The organism is Novosphingobium sp. BL-S-32, from assembly GCF_056857055.1.
The window spans coordinates 1,783,766-1,808,448 of the sequence record NZ_CM166476.1 but is presented as its reverse complement, the minus strand read 5'-3'; the positions used below and the strand labels follow the sequence as shown (position 1 = coordinate 1,808,448).

The 24,683-nt window shown below is 65.3% G+C and carries 22 protein-coding genes, 2 tRNA genes and 1 pseudogene; 9 read left to right on the top strand and 16 right to left on the bottom strand.

The features are described 5' to 3' along the window. Window positions 1-190: 190 nt before the first annotated feature. From AC1VVK_RS08335 to accD, 4 genes are read right to left on the bottom strand one after another with little or no spacing between them, the layout of a single operon-like run. Complete coding sequence (locus tag AC1VVK_RS08335; protein WP_482902629.1) at window positions 191-1,138, bottom strand: acetyl-CoA carboxylase carboxyltransferase subunit alpha; 948 nt, start codon at window positions 1,136-1,138, stop codon at window positions 191-193. Window positions 1,139-1,170: 32 nt separating this feature from the next. Beyond that, window positions 1,171-2,520, bottom strand: coding sequence for an acetyl-CoA carboxylase biotin carboxylase subunit (gene accC / locus AC1VVK_RS08330; RefSeq protein ID WP_132389996.1), 1,350 nt, complete (start codon window positions 2,518-2,520; stop codon window positions 1,171-1,173). A gap of 13 nt (window positions 2,521-2,533) precedes the next feature. Further along, window positions 2,534-2,986, bottom strand: a complete 453-nt coding sequence (accB, locus tag AC1VVK_RS08325; RefSeq protein ID WP_482902628.1) for an acetyl-CoA carboxylase biotin carboxyl carrier protein — start codon at window positions 2,984-2,986, stop codon at window positions 2,534-2,536. Beyond that, window positions 2,983-3,831: an acetyl-CoA carboxylase, carboxyltransferase subunit beta gene (accD, locus tag AC1VVK_RS08320; protein WP_132390000.1), complete on the bottom strand. Its 849-nt coding sequence runs from the start codon at window positions 3,829-3,831 to the stop codon at window positions 2,983-2,985. The genes accB and accD overlap by 4 nt, the downstream gene beginning before the upstream one ends. A 478-nt stretch (window positions 3,832-4,309) precedes the next feature. Between accD and AC1VVK_RS08315 the strand changes: the two genes are divergently transcribed. From AC1VVK_RS08315 to AC1VVK_RS08300, 4 genes are all read left to right on the top strand, one after another. Then, complete coding sequence (locus AC1VVK_RS08315; RefSeq protein WP_482902627.1) at window positions 4,310-4,726, top strand: secondary thiamine-phosphate synthase enzyme YjbQ; 417 nt, start codon at window positions 4,310-4,312, stop codon at window positions 4,724-4,726. A gap of 58 nt (window positions 4,727-4,784) precedes the next feature. Continuing rightward, complete coding sequence (locus tag AC1VVK_RS08310; protein WP_482905087.1) at window positions 4,785-5,654, top strand: cytochrome b/b6 domain-containing protein; 870 nt, start codon at window positions 4,785-4,787, stop codon at window positions 5,652-5,654. Next, window positions 5,651-6,415 (top strand): molybdopterin-dependent oxidoreductase, encoded by a 765-nt coding sequence (locus AC1VVK_RS08305; RefSeq protein WP_482905086.1) that lies wholly within the window; start codon window positions 5,651-5,653, stop codon window positions 6,413-6,415. The genes AC1VVK_RS08310 and AC1VVK_RS08305 overlap by 4 nt, the downstream gene beginning before the upstream one ends. 109 nt (window positions 6,416-6,524) lie before the next feature. Further along, entirely contained in the window at window positions 6,525-7,904 is a 1,380-nt protein-coding gene (locus AC1VVK_RS08300) for an L-serine ammonia-lyase (protein WP_482905085.1), read from the top strand. Between the two features lie 45 nt (window positions 7,905-7,949). On the opposite strand, the gene AC1VVK_RS08295 is transcribed toward AC1VVK_RS08300, so the two are convergent. From AC1VVK_RS08295 to AC1VVK_RS08285, 3 genes are all read right to left on the bottom strand, one after another. After that, entirely contained in the window at window positions 7,950-8,960 is a 1,011-nt protein-coding gene (locus AC1VVK_RS08295; protein ID WP_482905084.1) for an IS30 family transposase, read from the bottom strand. 173 nt (window positions 8,961-9,133) lie between these two features. Next, entirely contained in the window at window positions 9,134-9,760 is a 627-nt protein-coding gene (locus tag AC1VVK_RS08290) for an LON peptidase substrate-binding domain-containing protein (protein ID WP_482905139.1), read from the bottom strand. Then, entirely contained in the window at window positions 9,760-10,662 is a 903-nt protein-coding gene (locus tag AC1VVK_RS08285) for a tetratricopeptide repeat protein (RefSeq protein WP_482905138.1), read from the bottom strand. Before AC1VVK_RS08285 ends, AC1VVK_RS08290 begins: the two co-directional genes overlap by 1 nt. A gap of 214 nt (window positions 10,663-10,876) precedes the next feature. Between AC1VVK_RS08285 and AC1VVK_RS08280 the strand changes: the two genes are divergently transcribed. Both AC1VVK_RS08280 and AC1VVK_RS08275 read left to right on the top strand, forming a co-directional pair. Then, window positions 10,877-10,951, top strand: a tRNA-Gly gene (locus AC1VVK_RS08280). A 48-nt stretch (window positions 10,952-10,999) separates the two neighbouring features. Further along, window positions 11,000-11,074 (top strand) — tRNA-Gly (locus tag AC1VVK_RS08275). 169 nt (window positions 11,075-11,243) lie between these two features. Here the strand turns inward: AC1VVK_RS08275 and AC1VVK_RS08270 are convergent. The 5 genes from AC1VVK_RS08270 to AC1VVK_RS08250 all read right to left on the bottom strand — a co-directional run bounded on the left by AC1VVK_RS08270 (window position 11,244) and on the right by AC1VVK_RS08250 (window position 15,510). Continuing rightward, a complete protein-coding gene (locus tag AC1VVK_RS08270) occupies window positions 11,244-11,900 on the bottom strand; it encodes a DUF1109 domain-containing protein (protein WP_482905083.1) in 657 nt (218 codons plus the stop codon). Continuing rightward, window positions 11,897-12,436, bottom strand: a complete 540-nt coding sequence (locus AC1VVK_RS08265; protein ID WP_482905082.1) for a sigma-70 family RNA polymerase sigma factor — start codon at window positions 12,434-12,436, stop codon at window positions 11,897-11,899. Before AC1VVK_RS08265 ends, AC1VVK_RS08270 begins: the two co-directional genes overlap by 4 nt. Before the next feature lie 67 nt (window positions 12,437-12,503). Beyond that, window positions 12,504-14,069: a hypothetical protein gene (locus AC1VVK_RS08260; RefSeq protein WP_482905081.1), complete on the bottom strand. Its 1,566-nt coding sequence runs from the start codon at window positions 14,067-14,069 to the stop codon at window positions 12,504-12,506. Then, entirely contained in the window at window positions 14,066-14,452 is a 387-nt protein-coding gene (locus tag AC1VVK_RS08255; RefSeq protein WP_482905080.1) for a GtrA family protein, read from the bottom strand. The genes AC1VVK_RS08260 and AC1VVK_RS08255 overlap by 4 nt, the downstream gene beginning before the upstream one ends. A 5-nt stretch (window positions 14,453-14,457) precedes the next feature. After that, window positions 14,458-15,510, bottom strand: coding sequence for a glycosyltransferase family 2 protein (locus AC1VVK_RS08250; protein ID WP_482905079.1), 1,053 nt, complete (start codon window positions 15,508-15,510; stop codon window positions 14,458-14,460). A gap of 206 nt (window positions 15,511-15,716) precedes the next feature. Here AC1VVK_RS08250 and AC1VVK_RS08245 point away from each other — a divergent pair. Then, window positions 15,717-17,932: pseudogene (locus AC1VVK_RS08245) on the top strand (tetratricopeptide repeat protein). A 508-nt stretch (window positions 17,933-18,440) separates the two neighbouring features. Then, window positions 18,441-18,887, top strand: a complete 447-nt coding sequence (locus AC1VVK_RS08240) for a hypothetical protein (RefSeq protein WP_482905078.1) — start codon at window positions 18,441-18,443, stop codon at window positions 18,885-18,887. A 180-nt stretch (window positions 18,888-19,067) separates the two neighbouring features. On the opposite strand, the gene AC1VVK_RS08235 is transcribed toward AC1VVK_RS08240, so the two are convergent. The 4 genes from AC1VVK_RS08235 to lptB all read right to left on the bottom strand — a co-directional run bounded on the left by AC1VVK_RS08235 (window position 19,068) and on the right by lptB (window position 23,905). Then, the gene (locus AC1VVK_RS08235) at window positions 19,068-20,378 is read right to left on the bottom strand and encodes a glycosyltransferase (RefSeq protein WP_482905077.1); all 1,311 of its coding nucleotides are present in this window, start codon (window positions 20,376-20,378) and stop codon (window positions 19,068-19,070) included. A 283-nt stretch (window positions 20,379-20,661) separates the two neighbouring features. Next, window positions 20,662-21,342 (bottom strand): energy transducer TonB, encoded by a 681-nt coding sequence (locus AC1VVK_RS08230; protein ID WP_482905076.1) that lies wholly within the window; start codon window positions 21,340-21,342, stop codon window positions 20,662-20,664. 158 nt (window positions 21,343-21,500) lie between these two features. Next, window positions 21,501-23,060 (bottom strand): RNA polymerase factor sigma-54, encoded by a 1,560-nt coding sequence (rpoN, locus tag AC1VVK_RS08225; protein WP_482905075.1) that lies wholly within the window; start codon window positions 23,058-23,060, stop codon window positions 21,501-21,503. A 62-nt stretch (window positions 23,061-23,122) separates the two neighbouring features. Continuing rightward, window positions 23,123-23,905 (bottom strand): LPS export ABC transporter ATP-binding protein, encoded by a 783-nt coding sequence (gene lptB / locus AC1VVK_RS08220; protein WP_132390032.1) that lies wholly within the window; start codon window positions 23,903-23,905, stop codon window positions 23,123-23,125. Window positions 23,906-24,193: 288 nt separating this feature from the next. Here lptB and AC1VVK_RS08215 point away from each other — a divergent pair, with 288 nt between their 5' ends. Next, the gene (locus AC1VVK_RS08215; RefSeq protein ID WP_482905074.1) at window positions 24,194-24,652 is read left to right on the top strand and encodes a hypothetical protein; all 459 of its coding nucleotides are present in this window, start codon (window positions 24,194-24,196) and stop codon (window positions 24,650-24,652) included. The last annotated feature ends 31 nt before the right edge of the window (window positions 24,653-24,683 follow it).

Sequence of the window (24,683 nt, the reverse complement as noted above, 5' to 3'; positions counted from 1 at the left end):
CAGCGCAGCGCCAGCGTCCTTCGACAAGCTCAGGACGAGCGGAGATGGGGAGGTCGGGGAGGTTGGGAGGTTGGGGAGGGGAGAGGGCGGGGAAGGTTGGCCGAAGTAAATCCGCAGACCCGAACGCAAACGGCGCGGAAAGAGCCTTGCCCTTTCCGCGCCGTGCGAAGTCTTGGATCGTAGCCTTACGTCAGGCGCGGCCGATTGCCAGGAAGCGTTCCTCGCGGCGGGCCAGCAATTCGCTGGTCGGCAGGGCGCGGAGTGCGTCCAGTTCCTGCTCGATGGCGCCAAGCAGTGCCTGCGCGGCCTTGCCGGCATCGCGGTGCGCACCGCCGGTCGGTTCGGGCACAACGCGCTCGATCACGCCGAGCGCAAGCAGATCCTGCGCCGTCACCTTCATCGCCTCGGCCGCGTCGGGCGCCTTGTCCGGCGTGCGCCAGAGGATCGACGAAGCGCCCTCGGGCGAGATCACCGAGTAGATCGAGTGTTCCAGCATCAGCACGCGGTCGGCCGCAGCCAGCGCCACGGCGCCGCCCGAGCCGCCCTCGCCGACGATGGCCGAAACCATCGGCACCGGCACGCCAAGGCAGGCCTCGATCGAACGGGCAATCGCTTCCGCCTGACCGCGTTCCTCGGCCTCGACGCCAGGGAAGGCACCGGCGGTATCGACCAGCGTGATGACCGGCAGGCCGAACTTGCCGGCCATTTCCATCAGGCGGATCGCCTTGCGATAACCTTCGGGCTTGGCCATGCCGAAGTTGTGGCGGATGCGCGAGGTGGTGTCGGAACCCTTCTCGTGGCCGATCAGCATGACCTTGCGGCCATTGAGCTTGGCCAGACCGCCGATGATCGCCTGATCTTCGCCATAGAGACGGTCACCGCCCAGCGGCACGAACTCGGTAAAGCCGAGCGCGAGGTAGTCCACGAAGTGGGGGCGCTGCGGATGGCGCGCCACTTGCGTCTTCTGCCAGGGCGAGAGCTTGGCGTAAGTACCGCTCAGCAGCGCCGCGCTCTTCTTTTCCAGACGGCCGATCTCGGACGCGATGTCGAGATCGCTGCCGCTGGCGGTGGCGCGCAGTTCGGCAATGCGCGCTTCCAGTTCCGCGATCGGCTTTTCGAATTCAAGAAACGAGATCATGCTCTATCCGTTCAGGTCTGTTGCAGCGCGCCTCAACCGGCGCGCTTCGCCAGCCACTCTTCCAGCCACTTGATGGTATAGTCGCCGCTCTGGAACTCGGGGTCGTCCAGCAGCGCCTGATGCAGCGGGATCGAGGTCTTCACTCCGTCGATCACCATTTCATCCAGCGCACGCTTCAGGCGCATGATCGCGCCCTTGCGGGTACGGCCCGAGACGATGAGCTTGCCGATCATCGAATCGTAGTAGGGCGGGATGCGGTAACCCGCATAGAGCCCCGAATCGACGCGCACGTTCATGCCGCCCGCCGCGTGGTAGGCGGTGACCTGACCCGGCGAAGGCGTGAAGTTCCACGGGTCTTCCGCGTTGATGCGGCACTCGATGGCGTGGCCCTTGAACTCGATCTCTTCCTGACGGAACGAAAGCGGGTTGCCCTCGGCCACGCGGATCTGTTCGCGCACGAGGTCGACGCCGGTGATGGCTTCGGTCACCGGATGCTCCACCTGCAGGCGGGTGTTCATCTCGATGAAGTAGAACTCACCGTTTTCCCACAGGAACTCGATGGTGCCGGCGCCGCGATAGGCCATGTCGGCCATGGCCTTGGCGACGATGCCGCCCATGCGGTCGCGCTCTTCGGGGGTGATGACCGGGGAAGGCGCTTCTTCCAGCACCTTCTGGTGGCGGCGCTGCAGCGAGCAGTCGCGCTCACCCAGATGCACCGCCTCGCCCTTGCCGTCACCGAAGATCTGGAACTCGATATGGCGCGGGTTGCCGAGGTACTTTTCCATGTAGACGGTGGCATCGCCGAAGGCAGCCTTCGCCTCCGAACGGGCCTGGCCCATCTGGCTTTCGAGTTCCTCGGCCGAGTTCACGACCTTCATGCCGCGGCCACCGCCGCCCGAAGCGGCCTTGATGATGACCGGATAGCCGATCGTCTCGGCCAGATCGCGCGCGACGGCGAAATCCTCGATCGCGCCGTCCGAACCCGGAACCAGCGGCAGGCCGAGGGCGCCAGCGGTGCGCTTGGCCTGCACCTTGTCGCCCATCGTGCGGATGTGCTCGGGCTTGGGCCCGACCCAGATCAGGCCGTGCGCCTCGACGATTTCGGCGAACTGGGCGTTCTCTGAAAGGAAGCCGTAGCCGGGGTGGATCGCATCGGCATGGGTGATCTCGGCCGCAGCGATGATCGCCGCGACATTGAGGTACGAATCCTTCGCTGCCGGCGGGCCGATGCAGACCGCATGGTCGGCAAGGCGCACGTGCATGGCTTCGGCGTCGGCGGTCGAGTGGACCGCGACGGTTTCGATGCCCATCTCGCGCGCGGCGCGGTGGATGCGCAGCGCGATCTCGCCGCGGTTGGCAATCAGGAGGCGCTTGATGGCCATCAGATTATGGTCCTCAGGCGATCACGACGAGCGGCTGGTCGAATTCGACCGGCTGCTGGTTCTCGATGAGGATCGCCGTGATCGTGCCGCCCTTGGGCGCGACGATCTGGTTCATCACCTTCATGGCTTCGACGATCAGGAGGATGTCGCCGGCCTTGACCTGCTGACCCACGCTGATGAAGTTCGGGGCGCTGGGCTCCGGTGCGAGGTAGGCGGTGCCGACCATCGGCGACTTCACCGCATCGACCGGAGCGGCCGGAGCCACTTCGGCAACCGGAGCGGCGGCAGCCGGCGCAGCGGCGGGGGCGGCGTAAGGCATGGCCGGGGCGGCAGCAGCGAAGACCTGCTGCGCAACCTGGCGCGTGACCTTGATCTTGCGTTCGCCGTCCTCGACCTCGATTTCGGTCAGGCCGGTTTCAGCCAGGAGCTCGGCGAGCTCGCGTACCAGCGCGCTGTCGATGTTCACGCAACTTCCTTTCGTTCAAGATAACCGAGCAGCGAGGCCAGCGTGCCTTTGAGGTCCTTGCGGTGGACCACCATGTCCACCATGCCGTGGGCATGGAGGTACTCGGCGCGCTGGAAGCCGTCGGGGAGTTTCTCGCGGATCGTGTCCTGGATCACGCGCTGGCCGGCGAAGCCGATAAGGGCGCCGGGCTCTGCAATGTGGATATCGCCCAGCATCGCGTAGCTGGCGGTGACGCCGCCGGTGGTGGGATCGGTCAGGACGACGATATAGGGCAGACCCGCCCGCGCAAGGCGGCGGATCGCGACGGTCGCCTTGGGCATCTGCATGAGCGAGAGGATACCCTCCTGCATGCGTGCGCCGCCCGCGGCGGTGAAAATGACGTAGCCGCAGTTCTCGGCAATGGCGCGCTCGGCGGCTTCGACGAAGGCTTCGCCCACCGCCATGCCCATCGATCCGCCCATGAACGCGAAGTCCTGCACGCCGAGGACGACCTTGCGGCCCTCGATCGCGCCCAGCGCATTGGTCAGCGCATCGGGGAACACATTGGCGGCGCGAGCGGCCTTGAGGCGATCCGAATACTTCTTGGAATCGCGGAAATTGAGCGGGTTCTCCGGCACGCGCGGGGCGGCGAGAACGCCGTAACCGGCATCGAGCAACTGGTCGAAGCGCTGCTGCGCACCGATGCGGCCATGATATTGGCAGCGCGGACAGACCGAGAGGTTGTCCTCGAACTCCTTGGTGAAGAGCATCTCGCCGCAACCGGGACACTTGGTCCACAGGTTGTCGGGCGTGTCCCGCTTCTTCAGGTTCCCTAGGGAATTGCGTACTTTGCTAAGCCAACTCATGACCAACCCTTGCGTGAGACCCGAGCGGCCCGGTGATTTTCCGGGCTCATCTCGCGGCCGTCCGGAAGCCGTATGGAAACGCCGAATTCCGGCAGATCCTGCGACCGAACGATCCTTGCGGACGACAGACACCGTGCCGGTCTGCCGGCCCGTCGCCGAGCGCGGCAATACGCGGCAGATATGGGTAGATCAATCGCCTGCGCGAGGATGCTGGGACAAAAAGTGCCAGATCGGGGCACCGGGGTCCATGAAGCATAAGGGCTAAGGCCGCAGGAATCCTCGATTTCCATGGTCCTGACGCTGCCTCTGTAAAGTTACATGGAAGCCCTCAAACTTCGCTGTCTTCCACCGCCTTCCCAATACGTCAAGCAAGAAATTTTCGGTCTTTCTACACCCCTCCTGTTGCTGAAATGAGACATATTCACCCTTCATGCCACGGCTTGATCGGGGGAAGTCCTGCGATCAGGATGGCCGCACCATGAGACAGGCGACCACGATCCTCACTTTCGACACCCCCGGCCGGGGCCTTACCGATATCACGCGGGCGATTGCGGTGTGGCAGCGGGAGAGCGGCATTGGCGAAGGCCTGCTGACGCTTTTGTGTCGCCACACCTCCGCCTCGCTGTTGATTCAGGAGAATGCCGCGCGCGAGGTGCGCAGCGATCTGGTCGCCTGGCTGGACCGCGTCGCCCCGGAAGGCGCCTATTACGATCACGACGATGAAGGGCCGGACGACATGCCCGCGCACCTCAAGGCTACGCTGACTGGCGTGAACCTGTCGATTCCGGTGATCGGCGGGCAAATGGCGCTGGGGACGTGGCAGGGCATCTATCTGGCCGAGCATCGCCGCATGCCGCATCGAAGGGAGGTGGCGCTCCACCTGTTCGGCGCGTAGATTCAATCTGTAACCGGCGCACCTGTAACCGGCGGCAAGCGCGAGGCGAACTGGGATCATGAGCGACATCGCCCCGCCTGCCGAATCGCCTCCCGTCCCGCTGGCTCCTCCGCATGGCGGTGATCTGGTGAAGCGCCACCGGCTTTCGACGCGGCTCTGGCATTGGACGAACGCGGTCACGCTGCTGATTATGCTGATGAGCGGGCTGATGATCTTCAACGCCCATGCCCGGCTCTACTGGGGCGAATATGGTGCAAACTTCGATAGTCCGTGGCTGAAGATCGGGTCCGCCCGGATCGGCACGCATGAATATGGCTATCTGCAAGTGGTCGGCCACCGGGTCGAGACGACCGGGCTGCTCGGTTACTGGAAAGACCCCGACGGGACCCCGCATCGCCGCGCGTTTCCTTATTGGGCGACGATTCCCTCGGCCTACAGTCTGGCCGATGCACGGACATGGCATCTGGCTTTCGCCTGGGTGCTCTCGCTCGGACTGGCGGCCTATCTGATCTGGTCGCTCATCAACCGGCATATCCAGCGTGACATCCACATAACGCGGCGCGAATGGCGGCTGCGGCATGTGTGGCAGGAAGTGAAGGACCACGCCCGGCTGCGTCTGCCCACCGGCGCGGCAGCGCTGCGTTACAATACGCTTCAGAAGATCGCCTATGCCATGGTGCTGTTCGGCCTGCTGCCGATGATGATCCTGACCGGCCTTGCCCTCTCGCCCGGCACCGATGCCTGGCTACCGGTGACGGAGATATTCGGCGGGCGGCAGACCGCGCGCTCGATCCACTTCCTCTGCGCCTTTGCGCTGGTGGGCTTCTTTGTCGTTCATATCGCCATGGTCGTGCTGGCGGGGCCGTTCAACGAACTGCGCTCGATGGTGACGGGCTGGTATCGCTTGCCGAAGGAGCGCGGGCGTTGAGCAAGCTGATCCTCTCGCGCCGGCGGGTGATTCAGGCCGGAGCAGTGGGCGCCGGCGGACTGCTGCTCTCCGGCTGCGACCGGCTGACGCGCGATCCCAAAGTGCTCGATTTTCTGGGGGAGGCGGAGAATCTCCACCGCGTGACCCAGCGCGGACTGGCGGGCGATGCCTTGGCGCGCGAGTTTGCCGAATCGCAGATCTCTCCCACTTTCCGCGCCAACGGCAGCCTTGCCGTGGCCGATCCGGTCTATCGCGCCCACTTCGCGCAGGGCTTTTCGCAATGGGCGCTGCGGCTGGACGGTATGGTGGAGCGGCCGCTCATGCTGCCGCTCACCGCGCTCAAGGAGTTCCCCCAGCGCACCCAGATCACCCGCCACGATTGCGTCGAGGGCTGGAGCGCGATCGGCAAGTGGACCGGCCCGCGCGTCGCCACCCTGCTCGATCTCGCGCGGCTGCGGCCGGAGGCGCGCTATCTCGTGTTCCACTGCGCCGATCTCTACGGCGGGCGGCCCTATTACGAATCGATCGACCTTGTGGACGCCTTCCACCCGCAGACGATCCTCGCCTGGGCCATGAACGGGCGTCCGCTGGAAGAGCAGCACGGCGCGCCGCTGCGCCTTCGGGTGGAGCGGCAACTCGGCTACAAGCACGCCAAGTTCGTCACCCGGATCGAGGCGGTGGCCGCGCTGGACGGGATCTATGGCGGCAAGGGCGGGTATTGGGAGGATAACGGCCGCTACGCATGGTATGCCGGGATTTAGTCGACTGGCCCATTGCTTCCCGCCGCATCTGGCCTATCCACGCGGTTTCGAAAAAATATCGTGAGAGCGTGCCCCCCGTGACTTTCCATGATTTCCGCGAGTTTCAGCAGTGATTTCCGCGCTCGACCTGTTCCGTATCGGCCTTGGCCCGTCCAGTTCGCACACCGTCGGCCCGATGCGCATCGCCATGCGCTTCCTTCAGGGCATCGAAGCTGCCGGGCAGTTTGAAGCGATCGCCCGCGTGCGCGTGGACCTGCAAGGATCGCTGGCGCTGACCGGCGAAGGCCACGGCACCCCGGATGCCTGCCTGATGGGCCTGATCGGCTTCGAACCCGAAACCGCCGAGCCCGCCGAAGCCCATGCCGCCGCCGCCGCCGTGCGCGCCAGCGGCCGGATCGCGCTGCTGGGCCGTCATGAGATCGCCTTCGATTGCGCCGGCGACCTGATCCTCGATTTCGACCATATCCCCGACCTCCACCCCAACGGCATGGTGCTGACGGCATGGGACGCGGCGGGCGAGGAACTGGCGCGCGGCGAGTATTTCTCGACCGGCGGCGGCTTCTATTCCAGCCGCCATCAACTCGAACAGCCCGCGCCCGACGATCAGGTGGTCAATGGCCCGCCGGTGGCCCACCCCTTCACGTCCGGCGCAGAATTGCTGGCCATCTGCGCCGAGAGCGGTCTCGACATCGCCGAAGTCATGCTGGCCAACGAGGCCGCGCGTCGCCCTCAGGAGGAGACGTTCGCCGGGCTGGACGTGATCGCCGATGCCATGAACCTGTGCATCGATCAGGGGCTGACCAAGGAAGGGCACTTGCCCGGCCCGCTCAAGGTCCGCCGCCGTGCGCGTGCCATCCACCAGAAGCTGATCGCCCGCCCGCAGGACAATCAGGCCGAAACGCTGATGGACTGGCTCAACCTCTACGCCATGGCGGTGAACGAGGAAAACGCCAGCGGCGGCCGCGTCGTCACTGCGCCCACCAATGGCGCGGCAGGCATCGTCCCCTCGCTGCTGCGCCAGTATTGCAGCGACGGGAATGTCGCGATTCCGGTGAAGGCGCGCCGCTACCTGCTCACTGCCGCCGGGATCGGCCTGCTCTACAAGCAGCGTGCCTCGATCTCGGGCGCGGAGATGGGCTGTCAGGGCGAAGTGGGCGTGGCCTGCTCGATGGCGGCGGCAGGGCTCGCGGCGGTCTGGGGCGGTACTCCGGTGCAAGTCTGCGCGGCGGCGGAGATCGGCATGGAGCACAACCTTGGTCTCACGTGCGATCCCGTGGGCGGGCTGGTGCAGATCCCTTGTATCGAACGCAATGCCATCGCGGCGGTGAAAGCGGTGAACGCGGCGAAGCTGGCCTTGCATGCCGGCGAGACGCCGCGCGTGTCGCTCGATCAGGTGATCGAGACGATGCGCCAAACCGGGCTCGATATGTCGAGCAAGTACAAGGAAACGAGTCAGGGCGGGCTGGCGATCAACGTCGTGGCGTGCTGAGCGCTTTCGAATAAGCACGCACCGACTTACCCCAAAAACCTCCCGTCATCCCCGCGAAGGCGGGGATGTGGATTCACATTCGAAGTGCAACGGTTGAAGAGAGCATGCCTCGGCGGGTGTTTTAAAGTCGAGGCATTTTCGCGGTGTATTGTTGTAGCGTTGGATGATGTCCTCAAAGTGGGCAGGCGAGAGATCCTCGATGTTGGTCTTGCGCGGCAGGTCGCGTCTGAGGCGGCCGATGGCGTTTTCGACGCCGCCCTTTTGCCATGGGGCATGGGGGTCGCAGAAGAACGTATCGATGCCGAGACGGTGCAACCTGTGGTGCTGTGCAAACTCGGTGCCGTTGTCGAGGGTCAGGGTTTGGCGCAAGGCGGCGGGCCAGGGCCGCAGCATGGCGGCGAGCAGGTCGGCGGTGCGCCGGGCCTTTCGGTCGGGCGGATGGCAGATCAGGGTGTAGCGCGAGGAGCGTTCATGGGCGACGAGGATGGCCTGGCCGTATCGGGCGAAGAGCATGAAGTCGGCCTCCCAGTGGCCGGGCCGGGACCGATCCGCGGCCTTGTCCGGGCGCATAGCGATGGGTTGGCGCTTGGCGATGAAGCGGACCGAGGATCCGCCGGGCTTGCGGCGCCATCCGCGGCGGGCCTTGGCGCGGGGCAGATAATGGCGCCATGATCGATCGTTCGTCCGCCTGATCTGGGCATGGATGAAGCGATAGATGCTCTCGTGACTGATGATACGCACGCCGGCCTCGCGGGCCATGCGGCCGGCGATCTGCTCGGGTGACCAGCCGGCCGCGAGGCGGCCCAGCACGCCCTCGCGCAAGGCCTGATCGCGTTCGAGGCGCATGCCCGACCAGCGCCGGGCGCGCGCCTGCTCTTGCGCATAGCCGGGCCGATAGCCCACCGTGCTGCCGCTGTTGCGCTTCAGCTCCCGAGAGATCGTCGATGCCGAGCGATCCAGAGCTGCCGCGATCTGGCGCAGTGATTGCCCGTCTTCATGAAGACGGGCAATCGTACACCGCTCTTCCAGATCAAGCTGTTCGTAAGCTCTTCCCATGACAACACCATAACCTGGTGTTGCACTTCGTTTGTGAACTTGGCGGATCCCGTTTGTTCTTGAGCCGTGGTGCGAAGAAAGCGGGGGCCCCGCCTTCGCGGGGGCGACGAGGTATGGTTTGGCTGGCAGTTCATTTGGCAACGGATTGAAGATCCGACTGCCGACACGCGCTTCTACTGCAACGTCGCTGCACCGTCGTCGTCATCGTCCGCACGGCGGCCGAAGAACTGCATGAGCTGCACCAGCAACTCGCACCGCTCCGGAAGGCTCGCCGCTTCCAGCAAGGCCTGCTTGGCCGCCGCATCGAACGGCGCGATCTGCGAGACGCCGTTGATCAGCGAACGGTCATCCAGCCGCGCCACCTGATCCCAATCCACCGCATAGCCCTGCGCATCGGCGAAACGCCGTGCCTCGCGCTCGAAACTCGCGCGTTCCACTGCGGCCAGTGTCTCGTCGTCGCTATCGACCAGCAATTCCGCCTCGATCTGGCGGAACGGCGTGGAGACATTGAGTTCGCGCAAGGTGCGGAAGCGCGCTTCGCCTTCGAGCAGGATGTTGAACCGCCCGTCCTCCAGCGCCTCGACATCGCCGATGCGGCCAAGGCAGCCCACCGCGAAGAGCGGCGCGCCTTCCACCGGGCGCTGCGGCTGGATCATGCCGATTCGCCGGTCACGCGCGAGGGCGTCGCTCACCATCGCGCGGTAACGCGGCTCGAAGATGTGGAGCGGCAATTGCAGCCCCGGATAGAGGACGGCGCCGGGCAGGGGGAAGATGGTGATCCGCACGGCGCCGAGCCCCATCAACCGAACAGAACGGTGGAGAGCTTGCGGCGCGTGGCCGAGACCCACGGATCTTCCAGTCCGACGGCCTCGAAGATCTGGAGCAGCTTGGCGCGTGCGGCGCCTTCGTTCCACTCGCGGTCGGCAGCGACCATGCGCAGCAGCGTCGCGGCAGCCTCGTCGCGCTCACCCGCCGCGAAGGCGGCATTGGCGAAGGCGAGCTGGGCGTCCATGTCGGCCGGACGCTCGGCAGCGGCGGCGCGCAGGGCGGCCAGTTCGCTGTCGTCAGGCTTGTCCTTGGCAAGCGTGAGCGCGGCGCGCGCGCGTTCGAGATGCGGGTCGGCAGCCAGCTCCGGCTCAAGGCTGGACAGCACTTGCTCGGCTTCCTCGATTCGTCCGGCCACAACCAGCCCGCGCACGAGGCCCGCGATCACTTCGGCATTGTCCGGCGCGATATCGAGGATCTGCATGAAGATCGATGCGGCGCGTTCGCCGTCGCCTTCGGCCAGCGCTTCCTCGCCCATCGCGATCAGCGGGGCGACATCCTGCTGCGGCGCGCCGCCGCCGGGCTGGATCGGCAGCTTTTCAAGCAGCTGGTCCAGCATCTGCTTCAGCTGCGATTCGGTGCGCGCGCTGGTCAGGTCGGCGACAGGCTGGCCCTGGAAGATCGCATAGACCGTGGGGATCGAGCGGACCTGGAACTGTCCGGCGATGAACTGTTCCTCATCGACGTTGAGCTTGGCGAGCACCACGCCCTTGTCGGCATATTCGGCGGCGACTTTCTCCAGAACCGGCGTCAGCGCCTTGCAGGGACCGCACCATTCCGCCCAGAAATCGAGGATCACCAACTGCGTCATGGACGGTTCGGCAACCGTCTGGCGGAAGCGGTCGACCGCCTTCTGTTCGTCGAGGTTGAGACCCATGCTGGCCAAGATTCTTGCTCCCGTGAATGCGTGCGCGAATGCGCTTGAAGGCCCTAGATCGGCCTTCGCGACCGATTTGTGAAGGGTTTATGGGCTTGTTGCAGGGCTTCGTACGATTCTTTCAATTTAGCTCTTGCCGACCCCAAAAAGCACTGCTAGTGGGCCGCCTCCACCCCGGACCTGCCGGTTGATCCAGCAGGTCTTGAACGTCAGAGCGGGCGTAGCTCAGGGGTAGAGCACAACCTTGCCAAGGTTGGGGTCGAGGGTTCGAATCCCTTCGCCCGCTCCAGTTCATATACGGGAATTCCGGTTCTGCCGGAATATCTCGAACGCCAGAGCGGGCGTAGCTCAGGGGTAGAGCACAACCTTGCCAAGGTTGGGGTCGAGGGTTCGAATCCCTTCGCCCGCTCCAGTTCGACTATCAGCGAAAACGAACCCTCTCTTTTCGAGCGCTACGCGGCAGGCCGCTTCGCTTGTGGTTCGAATCCCTTCGCCCGCTCCAGCATTCCAATCCAACATCGATGAAAAAACGGCGGCGCAAGCGATTGCGCCTTGATGTCGTTTGCCTTGTTCTCGGGGCGCTACCAGCGCAGCACCCGCGGGCCCAGCAGCGCGCCCAGGCCGGCGACGAGCACGATTCCCAGCGAATACCAGGTCAGCACGAAAAGCGCCGAAGTCTCGGAGCAGTGCAGGCAGTAGAGACAGGCTGCCCAGGCACCGGCGGCCAAGCCGGCGGTCGCACCGGCCAGCCGCAGGCGCGTTGGGGCGAGGCGGCGCAGCGCCCAGAGCAGCCCGGCAAGAATCGGCAGGGCAAGCAGGAAGACATTGGCCGCGCAGACCTTCCAGCTATGGCCCAACCACATAGCGAGCCACTGCGAACCCGGCGTCCGCGCCAGTTCCAGCAGCGCGGCCAGCGCGAGCAGCGCAATCGGCACGGCCATCGCCCAAAGGCCGCGCATCCGCCCGCAGTCGGGCCGCGCCAGCCGCAGCGTTGCCGCACAGGCGAACACGGCGAGCATGGCGGCATAAAGCGCCTTCATCCAGAACCCGCTGCTCTGCATCGCATCGGCCAGATCCCGGCGGATGCCGAGCCCCAGCGCCAGCGCGGCCAGCGTCACCGCCCCGCCGATCACCAGCCCGATCACCAGCCGCCGTGCCGGACCGTGGCGCGGCACCGCGCAGAGATCGGCGCTGAGCGCGGCGACGAGGTGATCGCAGGAAACCTTGTCGCGGCTCACTTCATCGCCTCCCGCACGCGCGCGGCCAGCGCCTTGAGGCCCCGATGGGTGGAAACCTTCACGTCCGATTCGCCCATGCCCTCGCGCCGGGCGGCCTCGGCAGTGGAGAGCCCGTCTATCCGGGTCGCGCGGATGGCGCGGGCCTGCTTGTCGGGGATCGTCGCCAGCAGGGCGTCGGTGTCGAGCCCGGCGCCGACTTCGTCCTCGAAACTGTCGATGGAAAAGCTGTCTTCCAGGCCCTCAATCGGCACGGTGCGGCCCCGACGGCGAAAGTGGTCGATCATCTTGTAGCGGGCGATCGCGTAGAGCCAGCCGGTGAAGCTGCGCGCCGGATCATAAGTCATCCGGCGGGTGTGCAAGGCGATCAGCGTTTCCTGCAAGAGATCCTCGATATCGTCGTCCTGCCCGGCCATGCGGCGGCGGAAAAAGGCGCGCAGGCGCGGCACGAGCGCCTCCAGCAACCGGGCATAGGCCTTCGCATCGCCATTCAGGGCGAGGATCATCCAGTCCCTGAGTTCGGACTCGCCGGTGCGCATCAGCATATCCAGAGAAGTTCGCGGGAATGCGCCGTGACGTTACACCGCCCGTGCCGATGCGCGAGGATTATTCGGCAGCGCGCCTATAGAGGATCGAGTGACCATGCTCGCCCGAGCGCGCAACCGGCGCCCAGCCGGGCACGGGCAAGGGCTGCGTGCTTTGCCAGATGATCCACATGAACGGGATTGCCGAAGGAATTTTCTCAGCGCTGGTCAGCACGGGGGCCTGCCTCTGCCCTTGGCAGGGCTCACCGATCTCGATGGCCGAAGGGTCGCGATCGAAAGGGACGGCGGCGGGATTGTTGATCGTCAGCAATTGTCCGCCCGACATTGCAAACTGGTCGTTGGCGAAAGCATGGCGGCGCAGCAGCGCGTAACTGGCGATGTGCATGTTGCGAAGGCGCCCTTGCAGCACGTAGCCACGGCAGGGCATCGCATTGAACGTGACCAGCTGCGATCCGCGCGGAACATGGTCGAGTACGGCGGCTTCCTCGCGTATCTGGCGATCCCACAGGGCCATGCTTGCCGTGTTTCCGGCCAGCCGCAATCCGAAGAAAGCCAGCCCCAGCAGCACCAGCCAGCCGATATTCCGGGTTGTCGATACGGGGCGCAACGCGATGAGGGCCAGCGCGAAGATCGTCGGCAGCATGCGCATGTCGGCATAGAACGAGCCATAGACCCAGCCCGGCATGAACCAGAACAGGGCGAACAGCACAAGCGCGGCCAGCGCCAGCCCCTTGTGCAGGGCGAAAGAGGAAGATCGCCATGCGAGCGCGATCAGGACAACCAGCGCAAGGGCGGACAGTGTGTCGAACAGGCTCCAGCGATCGGCCAGGACATTGGCGATGAAATAGAGCTTCTCCGGCAGCATGAACCAGCCTTCGGTCGGAAGGTGTTCCGGCGTATGCGGCCAGAACAGGCTCAGGACTTGCGGAACCAGAAGGCAACTGCTGGCGATGAAGCCGGTGCAGGCCGCGCGCCAGAAACCTCCTCCGTCTTCAAAGCGAGCGGCCAGTTCGCAGCAGCCCACGATGATGCACAGAACGGCCCAGGCGGCGAGATGGCTGATCCACACGACGCAGGCGATCGGGCAGAACAGCAGCCAGCGCAGCTTCGGCCGGGCGATCATCCAAGGGCTTAGCCAGAGCGCCAGCGAAAGGGTGGAGAGCGCCGTCGCCAGTGTGAAGTTGATGAAGCCGTATTGGAATGGGTTGCCGTAGGCCAGCGGCAGCGCAAACAGCGCGCTGACCACGATCCGCCCATGCGCGGTGCGCGAAAGCAGCAGATAGCCTGCCGTCTGCAGCGCGACGATCAGCATGGCGATTGCCTTCATCGTCAGGGTCAGGCCGATCAAGGGTTCCAGCGCGAAGGCCACAAGGTCGGTGCCGAGATTCGGGATAAGGTTCCACTCGAAGTGGAACCAGCGCGCGATATCGGCGGACCGCCCAGCGTCCTGCTGGATCATGAAGCGGGACATGTGCGCGGGAAGATCGGTCAGCGGCGGAACTTGCGGCGCGATCAGCGGCACGCAGGCGAGCAGCACGAGAGCTACCGCCCAAGCGCCCGGCACAATGCCCCGGCGCCAGTCGACCGGGGTGGTCGCCGCGTATTCGTTCGGCGTCGGGTTTCTCATCCGGCAGAGGCTTTCGGGGTAAAGACAAAGTGGCGGGACAGCAGGAAGAACATGATGGAATAGGCGATCATCGCCGCACCTTGGCCGATCAGGTTTTCCGCAAAGCCGAGATGGCGCATCGTCGCCAGAACGGCGAGATTGGCCGCGTAGGACACTGCGAACACGGCAAGAAAACGCCCGATTTCCTGGGGCTCCACGGTGCCGCGCATGCCGAACGTCCAGCGCCGGTTGAGCGTGAAGGAAACCCAGAGGCCGATACCGTAGCTGACCGCATTGGCGATCCAGTCACCGGCACCCAGTCGCAGCAGCGCGGCAATCACGGCAAAGCCGACCAGCGTGTTGACCACGCCGACAAGACCGAAACGAATGCAGGAGCGCAGCATGGCGTTCAATCGCGGTGCGCCGCGACGGTCCAGGTCGGCGCAGTCGTCAGGGCCGCGAACGGCTCCGGCGCGACGGCGCGTGCGGCCGGCGGGCGCTGCGAGCGGATCTCGCGCACGATGAACAGCGGGCGGCGCTTGTTTTCAAGGTAGAGGCGGCCGAGATAGTCGCCGAAAACACCGAGGATCAGCAGTTGCACGCTGCCCATGATCAGCACTACGGCGATCAGGCTGGTCCAGCCGATGATGGTGCCGTCCGCCATCCAGCGCACCAGCGCCCAGCCCAGCATGAGGAAGCCGATCAGGCCCATCATCACCCCGAGATGCGAGGCGATCCGCAGCGGCAGCGTGGAAAAGCTGGTGATCGCGTCGAGCGCCAGGCGGATCATCTTGTGGAGCGGATAGTGGCTCTCCCCCGCCGCGCGCGGATCGCGGTCGTATTCGACGGGAACCTGCTCGAAACCGATCCAGCTCACCATGCCGCGAATGAAGCGGAAGCGTTCGGGCATGGCATTGAGCTGGTCCACCACGCGGCGCGTCATCAGGCGGAAATCGCCGGTATCGAGCGGGATTTCGTGATCGGCCATGCGGTTGAGCAGCTTGTAGAACATCGCCGCGGTGGCGCACTTGAAGCGGCTTTCGCCAAGGCGTTCGCGGCGCTTGCCATAGACCACGTCGTAGCCCTCATCGATCTTCGCAAGCATGTCGCCCAGCAGTTCAGGCGGATCCTGAAGATCGGCATCAATGATCATCACCAGATCGCCGCGACAGACCTGAAGACCGGCGGTAACCGCAAGCTGGTGGCCATGGTTGCGCGAGAGGTCGACGCCGAGCACGTGGGGATTGCGGGCGGCGAGCGCGGAGATTTTCGCCCAGGTGGCGTCCTTCGAGCCGTCGTTGACCAGCACGATCTCGAAATCGTCTCCCATTTGCGCGGCGCAGGCGGCGGAGAGGCGCGCTTCGAGCATGTCGAGCACGGCCTCCTCGTTATAGCACGGCACCACGACGGAGAGCCGTGGCGGGGCGGTCGCAAGTTGCGAAGCGATCGGCTCCATCTTCATGATCTTGCAATTCCCCCGCGCTGCCTTGTGGCGTCTTTCGCTCTATCCGGCAGGAATGGTTAACCCTGCGTAAAACGCCGGAGCGGCCCGATTTCTGCGGGAGTTCACGGAGAGCGGGGCTCATCGCCCGTGAACCCTGTTCGCCTATCGCAAAAGCCGAGCATTTGTGCGGGCGGGAGGCGGCGGTGGGCGGACTGGAAGGGCTGATGATCAAGGCCAACGGCGCCGTCCGGCGCGGCGAGACCGAGGCCGCGCGGGCGCTTTATCGGCAGGTTCTGGACCGATTTCCGCGCAATCCACGTGCCCGGGCGGCGTTGGCTGCGCTGGAGGCCGCCAATGCCGATCCGCCGCCAGACCGGCTCGAATCGATGATCGCCGCCTACTGCTCCGGCGCAATGGACGAGGCCGTGCGGCAGGGCGCGACGCTGGCAGAGGATTTTCCGCAGAGTTTCGCCGTTCACAACCTGCAAGGCGCCGCATTACTGGCGCTGGGAGTGTTGCCCGCTGCCGAAGCGGCCTTCCGCCGCGCCATTGCCGCCGATCCCGATGCGGCCGCCTGTTACAACAACCTGGCCATTACCTTGCGGCGACAGAACCGCACATGGGAAGCCGAAGCGGTCTACCGCGAGGTGATCACGCGCCACCCGCGCTATGCCGATGCGCGCTACAACCTCGGCAACCTGCTCGACAATGCAGACCGGGCCGAAGAGGCCGAGGCCGAGTTCGCGGCGACCATCGAAATCGATCCCGCTTATGTCGAGGCGCAATACAACCTCGGCAACTTGCGCGCCAAGCGCGGCGCCCGCGCGGCGGCGGTGGCGTGCTATCGCAAGGCCGTGGCGCTCAAGCCCGGGCATAGCAATGCGCACAACAACATGGGCGGCGAACTCCTGCTGCTCGACCGGATCGACGAGGCGCTGGAGGCCTATGCCCGCGCGCTGGAGGCCGATCCCGGCAATACCCAGGCCATCGTCAACCGCGGCAAGGCGCTGGTGCTGAAAGGGGCGCTGCCCGAGGCGATTGCCGCCTTCCGCAAGGCTTTCGAGATCGACCCGGCCGACCGCTCGGCCCTGCTTCAGGCGCTGTTCGAGGAAGCGCACATCTGCGACTGGAGCCACCGCGCCGAATATGCGCTGACAGAGGGCCCTTCGGCCGCCGCCGTCCAGCCATTCGCGACGCTGCCGTTCGTTGACGATCCCGAACACCAGTACCGCCGCTCTCTGGCCTGCGCGGCGGTGAAGTTCGGCCTTGCCCCGGCCAGCCTGCCCGACCCTGATCCCGCTTCCCGGCTCCCTGGCGACGGCCGCATCCGCATCGGCTATTTCTCGGCCGACTTCCACGACCATGCCACGATGTACCTGATGAGCGGCCTGTTCCGCGAGCATGACCGCACCCGCTTCGATGTGCGCCTCTACAGCTATGGCCCGCCTTGCGAAGGCGATGCCTCGCGCGTCGAACTGCGCCGCCACGTCGATGGCTTTACCGAGATCGGACACCTCACCGACGCACAGGCCGCGCACCGCGCCCGCGCGGACGGGCTCGATCTTGCCATCGATCTCAAGGGCTATACGCGCGGCACGCGCAGCGCCATGTTCGGGCTGCGGCTTGCACCCGTGCAAGTGAGTTACATGGGTTATCCGGGCACGCTGGGCCATCCGGCGATGGATTACTTCATCGCCGACGCCGTGGCGCTGCCGCCCGGTGACGAGCGCTGGTTCACCGAAAAGATCGTCCGCCTGGCCGGTTGCTATCAGGCCAACGACGATCGCCGCGCGATCATTCCCGACACCCGCAGCCGGGCCGATTGGGGGCTGCCGGAGCAGGGTTTCGTGTTCTGCTGCTTCAACCACACCTACAAGATCGGCCCCGACGCATTCGCGGTTTGGATGCGGCTGCTGGAGGCGGTCGAGGGCAGCGTGCTCTGGCTGCTCCGCTCCAACCCGTGGGCGGAGGCCAACTTGCGCCGAGAGGCGCCGCGCGCGGGATCGACCCGGCGCGGCTGGTGTTCAGCAAGGGCGTCCCGCATGGCGAACATCTGGGCCGCCTCGCGCATGCCGACCTGTTCCTCGATACCTTCAACGTCAATGCGCACACCACGGCGTCCGATGCGCTGTGGGCGGGTCTGCCGGTGCTGACGCTGACCGGAAAGCAATTCGCCGCGCGCGTGGCGACGAGTCTCGTGCATGCAGTGGGCCTGCCGGAAATGGCGGTGGCGAATGTCGAGACATATGAGGCGACCGCGCTTGCGCTGGCGCGCGATCCCCGGCGGCTGGCGGCGCTGCGGACAAGGCTTGCGAAGAACCGCCTGACGGCGCCGCTTTTCCGCACGGCGGACTACACCCGGCGCCTGGAAAGCGCATTCGTGGAGATGCACCGGCGTAGGCAGGAGGGGCTGAATCCGGAGCATTTCGAAATGGATTAGCCGGCGGATTCTGGCCGGTGGGATTTTGGGCGCCGACCGCCGACGATCGGTCTGCTTTTCACGATTTTAATCCAAAGGCGGCACGAGGGCGCGCGCCGTGGCAGACATGTTGATCGCGAGCCGATACATGTAGGCCATGTTCACGGCCTATCTTGCGCTGGCGGTTCTGGGATCGTGCGCGATCGTCCGTTTGCCGGATACCGGTCCTGCGCGAGCTGCGAAATACACGATATATGCCGCAATCGCAGCAGGGCTGCTGCTTATTGTGGCGCTTGGTTATGGTCAGTATGCAGCGAATGGCCCGCTGTGATCCCCGGTGGCCGCCAGATGTCCGCTCCCCCAAACGCCGGTCATGGAAGGCGCCCTGCGGGGGTTCCGTAACCGGAACAGTGGAATTTCACATTATTAATCCGAAGGCCGTTTTACTGGATTCGCCGCCATTGCTGTTCGTTGACGAACCTTTAGAGGATGGCAGTCGCACCCATCGCGGGGGATACAGGATTAATATATGGATCAAGGCCCGCCATTTTGGCTGTTCTTCACTGGATTCGGTTGGATCGCGGCGGTGGTCGGTCTATCTATCATCTACCGTCGCCGGGTAGGGAAGCCCATCTATCCCAAACTGCCGCCCAATGTTCTGTATGCAGAACGCTGGGCGTCAGGGACGTTTGCCTCCAACTGCCTGCTAGTCGCGGTTACATCGGCCAGCGTTTCTGTAGTGCCGAAATTCCCGTTTAATCTTATGTTCTTGCCCGAAATCTATGGCTTGGAGCGATCCATTCCTATAGCGAGCATCAGTTCTGTTGAGCGAACCAAAGGTGTTTTGGGCAACGACGTGGCGGTTACATACGGTGATGACCACAAGACCTTGCGCCTGCGTTTGGACAAGCCCGATCAGTTTCTAAACACCCTCCGCAAGCTCGCAAACCCCACTGCAACGTTTAATGACTGCTAATCCCGCATTCGAGCCCCGGCGACGGGGCGCTGTTGGTCCCATCCTTCGACAGGCTCAGGATGAGCGGTGTGGGGAGGGAGAGGTAGCTGTCTCCTCTCTCGGTTTCGCCGTTCGTTGGGCATTGCGCTGGAGGAAAACGGGTTCGCATCTCTGCGCCCCCGCGTCTCTGAGTGAATCTCTCTATGCCGCTTGCGCCATGGCCGGCTTGCTCAGCAACGCCAGCAGCGAGATGCCGTTGAAGAACCACATCCGCTGCAGTTCCAGGCCGCTGTACTTCCGCAGCGTGTTGGCGAAGGTGTAGGGCGTGTACCAGACGTTGTGGTCCGGGTGGACGCCTTCGAGGAAGGTCCCGGTCTCGGCCTGATAGTCGAAGTGGCGGGCGCGGCACTGGAAGGCGTCGGGCACGGTGATGAGGAACAGCGCGGCATCCACTGCCTCGATCTGCGCGAGGAAACCGGCGACATCGGGCACGTGCTCCATCACCTCGGGCACCAGCACCACATCGTAGCGGCCGGTCGCCTGCGCCAGATCGGTGAACAGGTCACCGGTCACGTAAGGGCGCAGTTGTTCGAGCGCCTCGCCATGCGGATCGACGCCGTCGAGGTGGGCGCAGTGTGCCTCCAGCCGGACGTGGAGCGAGGTGCGCGGGTCGGTGATTGGCCAGTCCGCGCAGCCGACGTGGAGCACGCGCTGCCCGGCCAGCAGGCTGGCGAAAACCTCCATCCGGCCGAGCGCGGCGAGCTCGGAACTGACCGGCACGCGCTGGAGGAAATAGGGTGCGTGGATCTTCTCCAGCGGCGAGCTGTCGGCGGGCTCGGGCTCGGTTGGCGGCACAACCGGCGCCGTCATTGCCCCGACATCGACCTTGTGGATCCGGTCGTAGGACCGGCTGGTCGAGCCCCAGAGCTGGTGGGCGTAGACCGGGTCGCTGCCTTCGTACGTTACCCCGGTGAAGTGGCGCGGGATGAAGTAGTGGCTCGGGTAGATGCGCAAGGGGGTATAGGCGAACTTGCGGTAGCACTCGGTCAGGCGCTGCGGGCCCACCGTCTTCCACGCCATTTCGCCCACCACCGAGGGAGAGGCGGCGATGTCCTCGACGATCTGCCTCACGAACGGATTTCCCGCCTCGCAGCCGAAATAGCCCGCCGCGATCAGGCCGGGGCGGACGATCTCGTTTTCCCAGCAGGCAAAGGCCTCGCAGTCGAGCAGCGCGGGGTCGAGCGGGCGGGTGCAGACGGAATCGGCGTCGAAGACGATGCCGCCGTGCGCGAGCAGGATTTCCCAGCGCATCATGTCGGCCACGCCGTTCCATTCCTGCTGCCGCATCTCGGCCATGTGGCGGGCATTGATCCAGTCGTGCCCGTCCAGTTCGGCATTGCCCCAGAGGCGGAAGGTCCAGTCCGGATGGGCGGCGCGCCAGGTCTCTATGCAGTTGTCGGGCCGGCGGCTTTCGTCGCCGACCCAGATGAAGTGGAATGTTCTGGGAATCATCGCCGGTCCGCCCCGCCGCTTGTGCTTATGCGAGACCTAGGGCGGCAGGGTTGGCAAAGGCCGAACGGGGGTATCCGGGACTATGCGTGCACCAAAAGATCGGGGGCCATCGGGTCGGGAGGCCCGCCCCCGCGGTGAGGGGTAAAACACCGCGAGGGCGGAACCACGGGCCGGGTACGGGGAAGCGCCCGGCCCTAGGGGACAGGACCCAAAACGTGCCGGAGCGGCACACGTAGTGCGGATACGTGCCGCTCCGGGCGGGCTGGCCCAAGGGGTATGCGGGTCAGTCCCGCGGGATGATCCAGCGGATCGTCCCCATGTACGTACCGGCGACCGCCTCGCCGTCGGCATTGCTGGCGGCCTCGAAACGGGCGCGCCGGCTCACGAACTTGCAGGTGGCCTCGTCAAGGCCGGAATAGCCGCTGGAACTCACGATGCTGCACTGGCTGACGCGCCCGCGGGCATCGACGTCGAGCTGGAAGCGCACCGTGCCCTGATGCTCGGCGCGCAAGTCGGCAGTGGGGTAGTCCAGCGTGGTGACCCAGCCCGAGGTGTCGTTGCGGGGCAGCGCGCCGCGCGGCTGGAAACGCGGGGAGGGCGTGGCCGTGGGCGCCGGGTCGATGCGGATGCCGTCGGGCGTGCCGGTGGAGATCGGCAGCGTTTCGGTCTGGGTGGGGACCGGGAAATCCTTTGCCGTCGGGATCGCCACTTGCGGGATCGGGGCGGTAATGACCGGATCGGAGAGCCGGGGCGTATCGTGCTTGGGGCTGGGCGTCTCGGTGGGCTTCGGCAGCGGTTCGAGCTGGATCTGCCGGTCCTGGAGATGCGGCGGCGGGTCGGTTCTGAATATGGTGACGGCAAAGCCGTTGATCAGGGCCAGCGCAACGCCGCCCTGGATCAGTGCGACGATCCCGCCGGTCAGGATCTTCTGGTTGGGATTGGAATTCCGGTCGGCATAGGACATCGGCATTCTCTCCATGCGTGCCCGTATTCTTGCAGCCCGCCGCAAGCCCGGTGCACTTCATGGCTGGAAGCTACCACGAATCCTATCTATTCAAATAAAATAATACTAAGCAAAACAAGCATTTAACTGTACTTGCTGACTATCTGCCTGCTTATCACTTACCGCGCCGCAGCAATCGCCTTTTGACGGCGCCGCTGTACTGAACTGCCCAGGCCGATGGCTTCGCGATACTTGGCTACGGTGCGCCGCGCGAGTTCGAAGCCCTTGTCTTTCAGTAGGTCTACCAGCGTGTCGTCGGACAGGATCGCCTTGGCATCCTCGGCATCGATGAGCTGGCGGATCGCGGCTTTCACCGCCTCTGCCGAAGCGCCGCCTTCGCCGCCCGTCGCCGCCACGCCCGAGGTGAAGAAATACTTCAGCTCGAACGTCCCGCGCGGGCAATTGACGTACTTGTTGGAGGTGACGCGGCTGACGGTCGATTCGTGCATGCCGATGGCCTCTGCCACCGTGCGCAGCGTCAGCGGCTTGAGGTGCGAGACGCCGTGGCGGAAGAAGCCGTCCTGCTGGCGCACCAGTTCGGCGGCGACCTTGAGGATGGTCTTCTGCCGCTGGTCCAGCGCCTTGATCAGCCAGTTGGCATCGGTGAGCTTCTCCGACAGCCAGTTGCGCGAGGCCTTGTCGGTGCAGCCGCGCCGCAGCTCCACGAAATAGCCGCGATTGACGATCAGGCGCGGCAGCGTCGCCTCGTTCAGCGCGATGTCCCAGCCCGGCTGCTCGTTCTTGACCGGCTTGGCCGGGGTCACGAGGATATCGGGCACCACCGCAGCGCCGGGTTCGCCGCCGAAGCGCAGGCCCGGCTTGGGGTCATAGCCGCGCAGTTCGCCCAGCATATCGGCCATGTCCTCGTCGTCGGCGGCGCAGATCCGCTTGAGGCGCGGCAGGTCCCCGCGCGCGACAAGGTCCAGATTGTCGATCAGCTTCGCCATGCAGGGGTCGTAGCGGTCCGCTTCCTTCGCCTGCAGCGCGATGCATTCGGCCAGCGTGCGCGCGCCGACGCCGGTGGGGTCGAGCGACTGGAGCAGGGCCAGCGCAGCCTCTGCCGCCGCGATGTCGATGCCAAGGTCCTGCGCGACTTCGGAGAGCGGCACCGGCAGGTAGCCCGCCTCGTCCAGCAGGCCGATCAGGTAGCGCGCCACGGCGGTCAGCACCGGGTCGGCGGAGGCGGGGCCGAGCTGCGCGCTCAGGTGCTCGACAAGCGAGGCCGCGCCGTTGCCGTGGTCGTCGATCCCGGGGCCGTCTTCGCCGCCGCCGAGGCGCTGTTCGCTGCTCCAGTCGCTGTCGCCGCGTTCACGCGGGGCGCTTTCGCCGGCGCCGCGCTCGCTGCCGTCCCCGGTGTCGCGCTCACGCTCCCCGGCCGGGATGTCGATGTCGAGCGGGCGGTCGTCCTGCGCGCGGCCTTCGCCGATCAGCCGGTCTACCGGGGAATCTTCCAGCGTGGTCCGGCGCGTGTCGGCCGAGGGATCATGCTGCTCGCCCCACGGCGCGTCGCTTTCGCCGGTGCTGCCGATGTCGAGCAGCGGATTGGCTTCCAGCGCATCGCCGATGAAGCTTTCGATTTCGAGATTGGACAGGGCCAGCAGCTTGATCGCCTGCTGGAGCTGCGGCGTCATGACCAGCGACTGGCTTTGCCGAAGATCCAGCCTCGGCCCCAGCGCCATGGCTCAGGCTCCCGAGGGGGGCTGCCTCATTCCTGCCACCCCCTTCACGCCGTGAGCCCCCCTCACAGCGTGAAGCCTTCACCCAGGTAGAGGCGGCGCACGTTCTCGTCGGCGACAAGCGCCTCGGGACTGCCCGCGAACAGCACCTGGCCGCCGTAGATGATGCAGGCGCGGTCAACGATGTCGAGCGTCTCGCGCACGTTGTGGTCGGTAATCAGCACGCCGATGCCGCGATTCTTGAGATCGCGCACGAGTTCGCGGATGTCGGCGATGGACAGCGGGTCGATACCGGCGAACGGTTCGTCCAGCAGCATGATAGAGGGCTTGGCCGCCAGCGCGCGGGCAATCTCGCAGCGGCGGCGTTCGCCGCCCGAAAGCGCCATGGCCGCGCTAGACCGCAGGCGGGCGAGGCCGAATTCGTCCAGCAGGCGCTCCAGCTCGGACGCGCGCACATCGCGGTCGGGCTCGTTGAGTTCGAGCACCGCGCTGATGTTCTGCTCCACCGTCATGCCGCGGAAGATCGAAGTTTCCTGCGGCAGGTAGCCGAGGCCGAGGATCGCGCGGCGATACATCGGCAGGCGCGTGACATCGACGCCGTCCATCAGGATACGGCCCGAGTCGGGGCGCACCAGGCCCATGATCGAATAGAAGCAGGTGGTCTTGCCGGCGCCGTTGGGGCCCAGCAGGCCGAGCACTTCGCCCTTGGCGACGGAAAGCGAGATATCGCTCAGAACCGCGCGCTTGTCATAGCTCTTGGCGATCGAGATGACCTCGAGCCCACCATTCTGCGCCACGCTTACCGCGGGGGCCGAGGTTTCCTGCATGCGTTCGCTCGTTTCGGTCATCTTCACCGCCGTTTACGCAGCCCATCCGCGCACCGCAAGCGGCCATTTCTCGCCGGGGGGATCTTCGCATGCCGGGGCGGGCGAAGGTTGGGACGAAGGCTACCTATTAACCCTCAGGACACCGCCAACGCGGGTCGTCGAACGATTGGTGCATTCGGCCCTCCTTAACGCTGGGAAAGAATATTTCGCCTTCGGGGGCATGCGCTTGCCAATCCGGTCCCGGCGTGATCTAGTGATCGTGGGAGAGACATATAAAGGTCGCACTCGAAACAGAAAGGTTGGGCTTTGATGGCCAAGACCGGCAGACAGGACATATCCGACAGATTCGGCCGCGATGCCGAACTCGGAAAGCCGGACGTCCACCTCACGCCGCCCGATATCCGGCCTGACATCAGCCATGCGAGCTTGAAAAAGCAGCTCGATTGGCGGCGCAAGATGAGCGATCACATCGCCTATGCCCTGCTGGTCTATACCGCGCTCCAGATTTTCGTGACCATCGGCGCGCTGAAAGCGGGCGGCGAATCGCTGCTGCCCTATCTGGCGCTGGTCATCCTTGTCATCGCGATCATTCCCGCTTGCCGCCGTTTCGAGGCCCGCTGGAACCGGTTGACCGACGAACAGGCCCGCGATCCGGGGCTTCAGCCGTGGTATCGGCGCGATCTCATCCGGCTCTGGGCGCTGGCAATCGGCCTGCCTTTCGCGCTGACCGCGGTGTTCAAGGGACTGGCGCTGGTTCTGGCGCGCTGACTGGCCTCCGGCCAGCCTGATTGCCCTTCCC